Consider the following 12,099-nt stretch of genomic DNA (forward strand, 5'->3'; position numbering starts at 1 on the left):
GCGTTCACCGCGGCCGCCCGGCGCGCCAGATCCGCGCTACTCGCGGTCAGCAACCCGGCACCCACCGCCGCGGCGCCAAGCCGCTTGCGATTGAAGAAGACCCAACTCCAACCCGCATTGATAACCAGATTGACGGCCAACGCCCGGGTGTACGCCCGCGCCTGCTCAGCGTCGCCGCGGTCGTTCAGCGTGTCGATCGTCGAAGCGGACACCACGGCGATGTCGCTGTACAGGATGTTCCAGGCGATGGGGAAGGCCACCCGGGGCGGTTGAAAGCCCGGCTTCTTCAAGCGGTCGAACCACGGCGACTCGACTGCGGGGCGGGTGGCCAACGCACCGGCGGCCGCTGCGGCAAAGGATGCACCCGCGGTCTTGGCAAGGGTCAACGGGCGCATGGAGATTCCTTTCGACAGGCGACATGCCACGGGTGCGGCATGAAATCACTACCCCGATCGCCGGGAAGCGAATCGGCGTGGGGTGAGCATGGTCTCAGCGCACCATACGACGCGCCGAAAACGGCCGATTCTCCCGAAGTGCGGCAGGTCGGCCCCGTTACCGTGTTCCAGGGGTCGACCCCCGTGCCCCGCTTGGCGATGATCATCACGTGACCGACACAGAACTCGCGACCCACACCCCTGACGGCCGACCCCGGGCACGTGGCCTGGGCGTCCCGCTGACGGGCACCCCGGGACCGCTCAATGCGCTCACCGACGTCGGCGGGGTGGAGATCGGCATGACGACGTTGATCGCAGGTGACGGTCCGATGGTCGTCGGACAGGGCCCGGTGCGCACCGGGGTGACCGCGATCCTGCCACGCGGCCGCACCGGTGTCGGAGAGCCGTGTGCTGCGGGTTGGTTCTCACTGAACGGCAACGGCGAGATGACCGGAACCACCTGGATCGACGAGGCGGGATCGTTCAACCTGCCTGTGGTGCTGTCGAATACCCACGCCGTCGGCGCCTGCCACACCGGCGTGGTGCGCTGGACCAATCGGGTCGCTCCGCGCCTGGCCAGGCAGTGGGTGTTGCCGGTGTGCGCCGAGACGTGGGACGGCTACCTCAATGACATCAACGGTGACCATGTGCGCCCCGAACACGTCGAGGCGGCCCTGGACGCCGCAACCGGCGGGCCGGTCGCCGAAGGATCAGCAGGCGGCGGCACCGGCATGAACTGCTACGACTTCAAGGGCGGCAACGGGACGGCGTCACGGCTGGTCCCCTACGGCTCACGCACGTTCACCGTCGCCGCTTTCGTGCAGGCGAATTTCGGCTCACGCACCGAGCTGACCGTCTCCGGCCGCCACGTCGGACCTCATCTGCTCGGCGACAACCCGCTGGATGACGACTGGTTCGAGCGAGATCTCGCCGGCGCGCCTCCTCCGGGAGCGGGTTCGGTGATCGCGATCGTGGCGACCGACGCTCCGCTGCTCCCCGGCCAGTGCAAGGCGCTGGCCCGCCGTGTTCCGTTGGGACTGGCGCGGACCGGGACCACCGGCAGTCACTTCTCCGGCGACATCTTCCTGGCCTTCTCCACCGCCGACGTCCCAGGGCTCGCCAGCGCTTTCCCGATGGAGCCGGTCGGATCGGGCCCGGCTGACGGGCTCGGCACCATCACATTCGTGCCGTGGGGGCGGATGGACGCGCTGTACGCCGCCGTTGTGCACAGTGTCGAGGAAGCCGTTCTCAACGCGCTGGTGGTCAACACCGAGATGGTGGGTCGCGACAGCCACCGCTCACCGCGCCTTCCCCTCGACCGATTGACGGCGCTGCTCGGTCAGGCGTGATACTCGGAGGAGAACTCGAGATGAGCTAACGATCGGAGGGGCTGTGCACGAGACCTTCACCGGCACGTCCGGCGCGCCGGTCGATCCGCCGGTGAAGCGCCCGCGTCTGCTGGTCGTCGGACTCAGCGTGGTGGTGCTCACCGTCGCGGTGCTGCAGACCGCGGTGGTCCCTGTGCTCGGCGTGATCGCCGATCAGCTCGGCGCGTCGATGGTCGCGGTCAGCTGGGCTGTGACGGCCAACCTCTTGGCGGCCGCCGCGGCGACGCCGTTGATCGGACGCCTGGCCGACCTGCACCGCAAGAAGCGGGTGTTGCTCATCGTGCTCGCTGTTGTGCTGGTCGGCTCTCTGCTGGCCGCGACGACGTCGTCCCTGGCACTGTTGATCGTCGCCCGGGTGCTGCAGGCGGCGTCGTTTGCGCTGTACCCCATCAGCATCTCCATACTGCGCGAGGAACTGAAACCCGACCGCATGGGATCGGCGATGGCGGTGCTGTCGGGCACCCTGGGTTTCGGCGGTGGCATCGGACTGGTGGTGGTAGGGCTGCTGATGAGCGGCAACGCCGGATATCACCGCGTCTTCTGGCTCACCACCGCGTTCACGGTCGTGGTCCTGGTCATCGTGGTGGTACTGGTCCCCGACCGCTCGCGGAGCACAACCGGGACCATCGACTGGGTCGGTGCGGCGGGCCTGGCCGTCGGGCTGTCAGCGGTCCTGCTCGCCATCACCCAGGGCAACTCGTGGGGTTGGGGTTCTCCCCGGACCCTCGCCTGCGCTGGGGGCGGGGTCGTCGTGCTGATCGGATGGTGGGCGTGGGAGAAGCGGGTCCCCCGGCCGCTGGTATCGATCCGGATGTTGTCCCGGCGCACCATGCTGTTCACCAACCTCGCGACCATCTTCGTCGGCATGGGCCTGTATTTCGCGTTCCTCGGCCTGACGCAGTTCGTCCAGATCCCCCGCGACGTGGCCGGGTACGGGTTCGGGGCGACCGTGCTCGAGGCGAGCGTGATCTACCTGCTGCCCGGCGCGCTCACCGGTTTTGTCGTCGCGCTGATCAGCGGCCGGTTCATCGACCGGTTCGGCGCGCGGCCGGTACTGATGGTCGCCGCCTTCGCGGGGATGACCGGCTTCCTGTTCATCGCGTTCGCGCACACGTCCCCGTGGCAGGTGATCACCGCGAGCATCCTGGCCAACGCCTACATCGCTCTCGGCTACGGTGCGCTGCCCGCCCTGGTGGTCAGCGAGGTCGCCGCAGGTGAAACCGGGGTCGCGACGAGCATGAACGCGATTGCCCGGACCGTCGGCAGCTCCACTGCCGCCGCGCTGGTCGCGGTGCTGCTGAGCCACACCACGCTCGCGGGCACCCCGAGCGAGGGCAGCTTCGTCGCGATCTTCCTCGGCGGTGCGGCCACCGCAGCGTTGGCGATGGTGCTCATCGCACTGTCCAAACAGCCGGCCTCGCGCGTCGACTCGGCGGAGGCACGCTTCGAGTCACGCGCGATGAACCACGAGTGGGGGTGACGAATCAGCGCAATGCGGCCAGATTGCGCACCGAGCGGCGGACGTCACCCTGGATCACCCTGGCGACGACGCCGCCGATCGGGGTGTTGAGCAATCCCCCCGACAGTTCGGCGAGCACCCGGAACCTGGACTCGTCTTTGCCGCCATCCGCAGGCTCTACCTGCATGGTCAACGTGATCTGGACCCCGCCGCGGCCGGTCCCGACAAGCTCGATCTCCTTCGGCTCGTCGTAGCGGGTCACCCGCCAGTTGATGACGTTGCGAAACCCCTTGACCTTGATCAACGACGCCACCTGGGTGTCGACGTCGATGACCGAAGGCACCTCGCTCTTCCAACCGCCGAAAATCGTCAGCCACTCTCCGAAGCGCCGCAGATCCGAGGCCAACTCCCAAGCGTGTTCCGGACTGAGCTCAGAAGTTACCGCCACGTCGACCGATGCCATCCGTCCTCACTACCCCAGATCAACGCCCGGGTAAACGGCTACGCGCTCACCACGGCCATTTCGGCGCATCGCGTGACCATCGCTGCGAGACTGGAGCGGTCAAGATCACAGTGCCGTCGGACGTCTGCGTCGGCCACCTCCTCGTGCGCTGCGCAGCGCTGATTCCTGCGCTTTCGGCCGCCGGGAGGGAGGGATTCCATTGTAAATATGTAAATTCGTTGCGGAATCGCTTGCGAAGGTCCGCACTATCCGCGAAGGTTTATCCACAGCCCCTGACGGCTGCTCCTGAGGAGGACCTGCTCTGACCGGCACACACACCACCGCTGTAGACCACACGGCGGGATCCGAGACCACCCGCGCCAAGGGCGGTCCCGTGATCGAGATCGACCATGTCACCAAGCGCTTCGACGACTACGTCGCGGTTGCCGACGCTGACTTCTCCATTGCGCAGGGCGAGTTCTTCTCGATGCTCGGCCCGTCGGGATGCGGCAAGACCACCACGCTTCGGATGATCGCGGGATTCGAGACTCCGACCGAGGGAGCCATCCGCCTCGAGGGTGCCGACGTCTCGCGGACCCCCCCGAACAAGCGCAACGTCAACACGGTGTTCCAGCACTATGCGCTGTTCCCGCACATGTCCGTGTGGGACAACGTCGCCTACGGCCCGCGCAGCGCCAAGAAGGACAAGCAAGAGGTCCGCAAGCGCGTCGACGACCTGCTCGAGATCGTGCGACTGAGCGATTTCGCCGAGCGCAGGCCCGCCCAACTTTCCGGCGGCCAGCAGCAGCGGGTGGCCCTGGCGCGGGCGCTGGTGAACTACCCCAGCGCACTACTGCTCGACGAACCGCTGGGGGCGCTGGATCTGAAACTGCGACACGCCATGCAGTTCGAGCTCAAGCGGATACAGCGCGAGGTCGGGATCACGTTCATCTACGTGACCCACGACCAGGAGGAAGCGCTCACGATGAGCGACCGCATCGCGGTCATGAACGCCGGCAACGTCGACCAGATCGGTACCCCCACCGAGATCTACGACCGCCCCGCCACCGTGTTCGTCGCGAGCTTCATCGGCCAGGCCAACCTGTGGGCCGGCCGCCAGACCGGCCGGGCCAACCGCGAATTCGTCGAGGTCGATGTCCTCGGATCGACGCTGAAGGCACGGCCGGGCGACACCACGATCGAACCCGGCGGGCAGGCCACGCTGATGGTGCGCCCGGAACGCGTGCGAGTGTCCATGGACTCCCCGACCGGCGATGTGGCGGGCGTCCGCGCAACGGTGTCCGACCTGACCTTCCAGGGACCGGTGGTGCGACTGTCGCTCGCGGCGCCCGACGACTCGACGGTCATCGCCCACGTGGGGCCCGAGCAGGATCTCCCGATGCTGCGCCCCGGCGACGAGGTCTTCGTGAGCTGGGCTCCCGACGCATCGCTGGTCTTGCCCGGGGCCGACATCCCGACCACCGAAGATCTCGAGGAGATGCTCGACGACTCCTGAAGTCTCACCGATTGCCGAGCCCGATCCCCCATCTCTGGAGCCGACGAAAGGCACAGTCGCCATGTCCCGTGATCTTCCTTCACCCCTCGACCGTCAGCTGATGGCCCGACTGACCGGGAACCGGACGTCCCGGCGTCGTTTCATCGGGGGCAGCGCCGCGGCCGCGGCCGGCCTGACGCTCGGCTCGTCGTTCCTGGCCGCCTGCGGATCCGACAGCGGCACCTCGAGCGCGCCCACCGATGACGGCGGTCCCGCCAGCGGCACGCTGCGCATCTCGAACTGGCCGCTGTACATGGCCGACGGCTTCATCGCCGAGTTCCAGACGGCGTCCGGGCTCACCGTCGACTACAAGGAAGACCTCAACGACAACGAGCAGTGGTTCGCCAAGATCAGGGAGCCGCTGTCACGCAAACAGGACATCGGCGCGGATCTGGCCATCCCGACGTCCTTCCTGGCGGTGCGTCTGCACCAACTCGGTTGGCTCAACGACATCAGCGACGAGGGTGTGCCCAACAAGAAGAACATCCGCCCCGACCTGCTCGAGGCCAGCGTCGACCCCGGACGGGTGTTCAGCGCGCCGTACATGTCGGGTCTGGTCGGTCTCGCCTACAACCGCGCCGCCACCGGGCGCGACATCTCGACGATCGACGACCTCTGGGATCCCGCCTTCCGCGGTCGGGTCAGCCTGTTCTCCGATGCGCAGGACGGCCTCGGCATGATCATGCTCTCGCAGGGCAACTCGCCGGAGGATCCGACCACCGAGAGTGTGCAGCAGGCGATCGACCTGGTCCGTGAGCAGAACGACATGGGCCAGATCCGCAGGTTCACCGGCAACGACTACGCCGACGACCTCGCCGCGGGCAACATCGCTGTGGCACAAGCCTATTCGGGCGATGTGGTGCAGCTCCAGGCCGACAACCCGGACCTGCAGTTCATCGTTCCCGAATCGGGCGCAACCACATTCGTCGACACCATGGTGATCCCGTACACGACGCAGAACCAGAAGGCCGCCGAGGCGTGGATCAACTACGTCTACGACAGGGCGAACTACGCGAAGCTGGTGGCGTACGTGCAGTACGTGCCGGTGCTCTCGGACATGACGGAGGAACTGGCCAAGATCGACCCGGAGGCGGCCAACAACCCGCTGATCAACCCGCCCGCGGATGTCCTTGCGAGGTCGAAGGGTTGGGCGGCACTGACCGACGAGCAGACGCAGGAGTACAACACCGCGTACGCCGCCGTCACCGGCGGCTGACACATGGCCGGTGTCGCCACCAGCAGTAGGCAACGGAGCAAAATCGCCCCGTACCTGATGGTCCTGCCGGCACTCGCGTACCTCGGGATCTTCTTCGTGGTGCCGTTCTTCTCGCTGGCGCGGACGTCGTTGTCGGAGACCGGCGGGTCGGTGTTCATGCCGACGTTGACGTTCGCCTGGGATTTCGGCAATTTCACCGACGCTGTGGTCCTGTACCAGGAGCAGATCATCCGGTCGTTCGGCTACGCGTTCGCAGCGACGGTGCTGTGTCTGTTGCTGGCCTTCCCGCTGGCGTATGTCATCGCGTTCAAGGCGGGCCGTTTCAAGAACCTGATCCTCGGTCTGGTGATCCTGCCGTTCTTCGTGACGTTCCTGATCCGCACTCTCGCGTGGAAGACCATCCTGGCCGACGACGGCTGGGTCGTCAGCGCACTGGGCACCATCGGTCTGCTCCCCAGCGAGGGCAGATTGCTGTCGACCAGTTGGGCGGTGATCGGCGGCCTGACCTACAACTGGATCATCTTCATGATCCTGCCGTTGTACGTCAGCCTGGAGAAGATCGACCCGCGACTGCTCGAGGCGTCCAAGGATCTGTACTCCACTGCTCCACGGAGCTTTCGCAAAGTGATCCTGCCGTTGTCGCTGCCCGGCGTCCTCGCGGGCAGCCTGCTGGTGTTCATCCCCTCCGTCGGTGACTTCATCAACGCCGACTACCTCGGAAGTACGCAGACGACCATGATCGGCAACGTCATCCAAAAGCAGTTCCTCGTAGTCAAGGACTACCCCGCCGCCGCCGCGCTCAGCCTCGGTTTGATGATCACCATTCTGGTCGGGGTGCTCCTCTACGCCCGCGCGCTCGGCACGGAGGACCTGGTATGACGACTCAAGCAGGGGCCGCCATCGCCACCGCCGCCGAGCAACCCCCCTCGGCGAAAAAGGTCAGATCCCGGCGCAATTGGGGTGACCTGCTGTTGCGCGTCGTCGCCGCGCTGGTGCTGCTGTACCTGTTCCTGCCGATCTTCGTGATCATCCTGTTCTCGTTCAACAAGCCCGTCGGCAGGTTCAACTACACCTGGGAGGGCTTCACGCTGGACAACTGGGCCGATCCGTTCAAGTACCCGCCGCTGACCGAGGCGCTGCAGCTCAGCCTCAACGTGGCCGCGGTGTCCACGGCGGTCGCGGTGGTTCTGGGAACCCTGGTGGCGATCGCGCTGGTGCGCCAGCGATGGCGAGGGCAGCGTGCGGTCGACACATTCCTGATCCTGCCGCTGACTGCGCCTGAAGTCGTGATGGGCGCGGCGTTGCTGACCCTGTTCCTGGACCTGAGCTGGCCCGCCGGCTACACCACGATCCTGATCGCGCACATCGCTTTCGAGGTCAGCTTCATCGCGATGACGGTGCGCGCCCGGGTCCGCGGATTCGATTGGACGCTGGAGGACGCGTCGCTCGACCTGGGCGCCGGCCCGGCGCGGACATTCTTCAAGGTCACGCTGCCGCTGATCGTGCCCGGCATCGTCGCCGCCGCGATGCTGTCGTTCGCGTTGTCGCTCGACGACTTCATCATCACCTACTTCGTCAGCGGCCCGGCCGTGACCTATCCGCTCTACGTCAACGCGGCGGTCAAGGCCGCGGTGCCACCGCAGATCAACGTGCTGGCCACCGCGATCCTGGTGGTGAGCCTGCTTCTGCTGGCACTGGGAACCCTGTGGCGGCGCAAGAAGTTCCAGGGCTGAGCCGCATCGCTACACCCCGCTGACCGTCACTTTCACTCGCCCGCGCTCATCGCGGTGGGCCACGGCGTGTGCCTCGCGGTCGGCGCCGTCGAAATCGACCAGGGTGATGGGACCACCGTCGCCGGTGAAATTGCGCCACCAGGTCTTCGAGTCGGGCGTCATGACCCGGATGATCACCCCGCCGTCCGACCGCCGGTAGTTGACCGGCGTCTCGAACAACTTGCCTGAGCGCCTGCCGGTGTAGCGGATCAGCACCATGCTGCGGCGCACGAATCGACCGATCACGGGCGCGTCGATCAGCCGCTCCGCGCCCGAGTTGACGACACCGACGACGGGCGAGTTGAAGATTCCACGGGGCATGGAGACCAGGCTAGCGACGTTCGGGTTCAGCTGACTTCGAGCGGCACGACGGTCCTGGCGCCGGTGCGCGCCGCGCCGACACCGGCCGCCACCACGAAGACGATGCCGACGACCGCCAATGCGCTCGGGACCTGGCCGAGCACGGTCAGTCCGATCACCATCGCCAGCGCCGGTTCGAGGCTCATCAGGGTGCCGAAGGAAGCCGCGGTGAGCCGCCGAAGCGCCAGCAGTTCCAGCGCGAACGGCACCACCGGCAGCAGAATCGCCAGGCCGACTCCGATCAACAGGATCTCCGGAGACATCCGGTCGAAGACGGCGGGGCCGACGGTGAGGGTCGCCACCAGTCCGGCGACGGGCATCGACACGGCCAGACCGTTGATCCCCGCGACCTCGTCACCCACCCGCTGGGTCAGCAGGATGTAACCCGCCCAGCAGACAGCGGCGGCGAGCGCGTACCCGACACCCACGAGGTCGACGGTGCCGCTCCACGGCTGGGTCAGCAGCAGAACCCCGACCGCCGCCACACCGGGCCACAGGAAGCGTGCCTGGCCGCGGCCGCGGGCGATCGCCACACCGAGCGGCCCGAGGAATTCCAGCGCACTCGCGGTGCCCAGCGGGATGCGGTCCAGCGCCGCCATGAACAACAGGGTGATCGCCGCGGTGACGATCCCCAGGAGCACGCACATCAGAAAGCTGTTGCGGGTGAAGGCCGCTCGGCGCGGACGCACGATGACCAGCAACAGGATTCCCGCCCAGGCGAGCCTCAGCCACGCGGCACCCTCGACACCGATGTCGTCGATCAGCGAGACGGCGATCGCAAGGCCGAACTGCACGCACACCATGGATCCCAGCGCCATGAAGGCGCCGGTGCGGGCCTGGTCGGTCGTCACCCCTGCATTGAACGGGACCAAGACCGTTCAGGTCCACGTGATTTCTGCGGACATACCGTTCAGGATCACCGAACGGTATATCCGCAGCCGAGGAATCGGGGGCCGGTCAGTCCGACCGAACGTCAGGCAGTGACGTCCACTCCCGAGACACCGACAGGGTCCATCGTGGTGCCCGGCGCTCCAGAAACGCCGTCACCCCCTCGCGGGCATCGGGCGTGCCCATCACCCGTTCGTGCAGTTCGGTCTCGAGGCGCGCAACATCGCGCGGCCGATACCCCTTCGCCATGGTGTCCCACAGCAGCCTCTTGCTCAGCGCCGCCGACATCGGCGCCACGTTGACGGCGATGTCGCGTGCCACCGCCATCGCCTGATCCAGCACGTCGGATGCCGGCACCGCCCGGGTGGCGATGCCCATCGTGGCCGCTTCGGCGCCGTCGAAGGTCCGCCCTGTCAGCAGCAGGTCCGCGGCCACCGTCCCGCCGACCAGATGCGGCAGTGTCCAGTGCGACATGCAATCACCGATGACACCGCGGCGGACCTGTGCGACCGCGTATCTGGCGTCGATGGCCATGATCCGGATGTCGGCCTGCAGCGCCATTGTCAACCCGATGCCGATGGCGTGGCCGTTCACTGCCGCGATGACCGGCGTCCGCAGCTCGAAGGCAGCAGGATTGATCGGTGACGCCGTGAAACCGGTTCCGGCAGCGTCTTTTTCGAACGGGCTCGCCGGTGCGGCGAAGTCCGCGCCGACACAGAACGCCCCGCCTGCCCCGGTGAGCACGATGGCACGGATCTCGTCGTCGTCGTCACATTGCCGATAGGCACGGCCGAGTTGGTCCCCCATCGTCGAGGTATAGGCGTTGCGCCGCTCGGGCCGGTTGATGGTCAGCAACGCGACGCCGTCGGCCTTGGTGACAACGAGGTCGGTCATGTCGCGAACCTACCGGCGAACTTGTGGGGAGAATCCACAGGTGGACACTCGACGGCTGGAACTGCTGCTGGCGCTCTCCCGACTCGGCTCGATGCGGGCAGTCGCCGAGGCGCATCACCTCACCACCTCGACGGTCTCCCAGCAGATCGCGGCGCTGGCCCGCGAGACCGGCTCGGCGTTGATCGAGCCCGAAGGCCGACGCGTACGGCTCACCCCGGCGGGGCTGCGACTCGCCGATCACGCCGTCACGATCCTGGCTGCCGTCGACAGCGCACGCCTGGCTCTGGACCCGGACGCCGAACCTGCCGGCACGGTGCGCATCGGCGGGTTCGCCACCGGAATCCGGGTGTCGCTGCTGCCGATCGTCGCCGACCTCGAGGCGCGGCATCCGGCAGTGCACCTCATCATCAGCGAGTACGAGCCGATCGAGGCGTTCACCCTCCTCAGCGGTGACGACCTGGATCTCGCCCTCACCTACGACTACAACCTGGCACCGGCATCACCGAGCGCGGTCCTCGAGGCAGTGCCGTTGTGGTCGATCGGGTGGGGACTGGGTATCCCGGCCGGCACTGCGCATCAGGGCAGCGACATCACCGCGTTCGCCGATTCGACCTGGATCGTCAACTCGCGCAACACTGCTGACGAAAAGGCGGTGCGCACGCTGGCGTCGCTGGCGGGTTTCACCCCGACGATCGCGCACCAGATCGACAGCCTCGACCTGGTCGAGGACCTCATCGTCGCGGGTTTCGGGGTCGGTCTCCTGCCCCTCGGCCGACCCACCGGTCCCGGCGTCACGGTGCTGCCCCTGCGGGAACCCGAGGTGATTCTCACCGCATACGCCGTAACCCGGCGCGGCCGCACCGACTGGCCGCCGCTGCGCGCGATCCTCGACCACATGCGCCCGCCGCGGGTCGACGAATTGCGCCGCCCGCAGTGGCCCCGCCCGCAAGCTGCCCGCCCTTGAGTAAGCGCCAGCGGAGGTCCGCGTGATCGGCGGCGGTCCGATACCTCAGCAGTTCGACACCTCAGCAGTTCGACGACGGCGTCACGGACCCGGAATATGCCGGGTTTGCGGCGTGGTGACGCGGGGAACACTGGCGCCATGTTGATCCGACGTGTTGCTCGCCCCATGCTGTCCGCAGTCTTCATCTCGCGCGGGGTGGATGCCCTGCGAAGCCCGAAACCGGCGGCCGACGCGACCCGCCACACGCTCGAGGGACTCAGCAAGCTGCCCGACCCGGTAGGCACCAACGTTCCGTCGAACGCCGAGACGGTGGCCCGGGTCAACGCCGCCGTACAGATCGGTGGCGGTCTGCTGCTCGCCACGGGCAAGCTACCCCGAGTCGCTTCCGCAGCCCTCGCGTTGAGCGTGGTGCCGGGTTCACTTGGTGGGCATGCGTTCTGGAATGAGGTCGATCCGCAGCGCAAGACAGACGAACGACGCGCATTCGTCACCGACGTCAGCTTGATCGGCGGCTTGATCATCGCGGCGTTGGACACCGAGGGCAAACCTTCGCTCGGTTGGCGAGGACGGCGCGCAGCGCGCAAGGTGTCCGCCGCAGTCACCTCCGCACTGCCGGCGGGAGCAGCCGCCGGCGGTTCGCTGGCGGACAGCCCGTTCGCCGAGAAAGTGGGCCACGGGCTGCATGTCGGTGCGGAACGTGGCAGCAAGCTGGCGCACGTGGCACGTG

13 protein-coding genes are annotated in these 12,099 nt (G+C 67.2%); 8 read left to right on the plus strand and 5 right to left on the minus strand.

The window, feature by feature from the left end; translation table 11 throughout:
* Positions 1–395, minus strand: a 395-nt coding sequence (locus tag WA965_RS29570) for a TspO/MBR family protein (protein ID WP_526448313.1), incomplete at its 3' end; no start/stop codon positions are given.
* 209 nt (positions 396–604) lie between these two features.
* On the opposite strand from WA965_RS29570, the gene WA965_RS29575 reads away from it, so the two are divergent.
* Both WA965_RS29575 and WA965_RS29580 read left to right on the plus strand, forming a co-directional pair.
* Positions 605–1,783: a DmpA family aminopeptidase gene (locus tag WA965_RS29575; RefSeq protein WP_526301525.1), complete on the plus strand. Its 1,179-nt coding sequence runs from the start codon at positions 605–607 to the stop codon at positions 1,781–1,783.
* A 43-nt stretch (positions 1,784–1,826) separates the two neighbouring features.
* On the plus strand, positions 1,827–3,302 hold the full coding sequence (locus WA965_RS29580) for an MFS transporter (protein ID WP_526301527.1): 1,476 nt from the start codon (positions 1,827–1,829) through the stop codon (positions 3,300–3,302).
* Positions 3,303–3,306: 4 nt separating this feature from the next.
* On the opposite strand, the gene WA965_RS29585 is transcribed toward WA965_RS29580, so the two are convergent.
* A complete protein-coding gene (locus WA965_RS29585; RefSeq protein ID WP_526301529.1) occupies positions 3,307–3,744 on the minus strand; it encodes a type II toxin-antitoxin system Rv0910 family toxin in 438 nt (145 codons plus the stop codon).
* A 373-nt stretch (positions 3,745–4,117) separates the two neighbouring features.
* Between WA965_RS29585 and WA965_RS29590 the strand changes: the two genes are divergently transcribed.
* From WA965_RS29590 to WA965_RS29605, 4 genes are all read left to right on the plus strand, one after another.
* Complete coding sequence (locus WA965_RS29590) at positions 4,118–5,239, plus strand: ABC transporter ATP-binding protein (protein WP_526301531.1); 1,122 nt, start codon at positions 4,118–4,120, stop codon at positions 5,237–5,239.
* Between the two features lie 61 nt (positions 5,240–5,300).
* Positions 5,301–6,494, plus strand: a complete 1,194-nt coding sequence (locus tag WA965_RS29595; protein WP_526301533.1) for a polyamine ABC transporter substrate-binding protein — start codon at positions 5,301–5,303, stop codon at positions 6,492–6,494.
* A gap of 3 nt (positions 6,495–6,497) precedes the next feature.
* Positions 6,498–7,373: an ABC transporter permease gene (locus WA965_RS29600; RefSeq protein ID WP_526301535.1), complete on the plus strand. Its 876-nt coding sequence runs from the start codon at positions 6,498–6,500 to the stop codon at positions 7,371–7,373.
* Positions 7,370–8,227: an ABC transporter permease gene (locus WA965_RS29605; protein WP_526301537.1), complete on the plus strand. Its 858-nt coding sequence runs from the start codon at positions 7,370–7,372 to the stop codon at positions 8,225–8,227. Before WA965_RS29600 ends, WA965_RS29605 begins: the two co-directional genes overlap by 4 nt.
* 9 nt (positions 8,228–8,236) lie before the next feature.
* Here WA965_RS29605 and WA965_RS29610 read toward each other — a convergent pair whose 3' ends face one another.
* The 3 genes from WA965_RS29610 to WA965_RS29620 form a co-directional block, all read right to left on the minus strand.
* The gene (locus tag WA965_RS29610; RefSeq protein ID WP_178360192.1) at positions 8,237–8,587 is read right to left on the minus strand and encodes a nitroreductase/quinone reductase family protein; all 351 of its coding nucleotides are present in this window, start codon (positions 8,585–8,587) and stop codon (positions 8,237–8,239) included.
* A 26-nt stretch (positions 8,588–8,613) separates the two neighbouring features.
* A complete protein-coding gene (locus WA965_RS29615; protein WP_526301539.1) occupies positions 8,614–9,477 on the minus strand; it encodes an EamA family transporter in 864 nt (287 codons plus the stop codon).
* A 106-nt stretch (positions 9,478–9,583) separates the two neighbouring features.
* Positions 9,584–10,408, minus strand: a complete 825-nt coding sequence (locus WA965_RS29620; RefSeq protein WP_526301541.1) for an enoyl-CoA hydratase/isomerase family protein — start codon at positions 10,406–10,408, stop codon at positions 9,584–9,586.
* A 40-nt stretch (positions 10,409–10,448) separates the two neighbouring features.
* Here WA965_RS29620 and WA965_RS29625 point away from each other — a divergent pair, with 40 nt between their 5' ends.
* Both WA965_RS29625 and WA965_RS29630 read left to right on the plus strand, forming a co-directional pair.
* Entirely contained in the window at positions 10,449–11,372 is a 924-nt protein-coding gene (locus tag WA965_RS29625) for a LysR family transcriptional regulator (RefSeq protein ID WP_526301543.1), read from the plus strand.
* Positions 11,373–11,510: 138 nt separating this feature from the next.
* The coding region (locus WA965_RS29630) for a DoxX family protein (RefSeq protein WP_526448314.1) at positions 11,511–12,099 on the plus strand (589 nt) is incomplete at its 3' end.

It is taken from the genome of Mycobacterium sp., from assembly GCF_049683935.1.
Classification (GTDB): Bacteria; Actinomycetota; Actinomycetes; order Mycobacteriales; family Mycobacteriaceae; genus Mycobacterium.

What these genes read in the sequence shown, in the direction of transcription:
- WA965_RS29600 (WP_526301535.1), top strand. Translation starts at nt 6,498, where the DNA reads ATGGCCGGTGTCGCCACCAGCAGTAGGCAACGGAGCAAAATCGCCCCG.
- WA965_RS29605 (WP_526301537.1), top strand. Translation starts at nt 7,370, where the DNA reads ATGACGACTCAAGCAGGGGCCGCCATCGCCACCGCCGCCGAGCAACCC.
- WA965_RS29620 (WP_526301541.1), bottom strand. Translation starts at nt 10,408, where the DNA reads ATGACCGACCTCGTTGTCACCAAGGCCGACGGCGTCGCGTTGCTGACC.
- WA965_RS29585 (WP_526301529.1), bottom strand. Translation starts at nt 3,744, where the DNA reads ATGGCATCGGTCGACGTGGCGGTAACTTCTGAGCTCAGTCCGGAACAC.
- WA965_RS29610 (WP_178360192.1), bottom strand. Translation starts at nt 8,587, where the DNA reads ATGCCCCGTGGAATCTTCAACTCGCCCGTCGTCGGTGTCGTCAACTCG.
- WA965_RS29595 (WP_526301533.1), top strand. Translation starts at nt 5,301, where the DNA reads ATGTCCCGTGATCTTCCTTCACCCCTCGACCGTCAGCTGATGGCCCGA.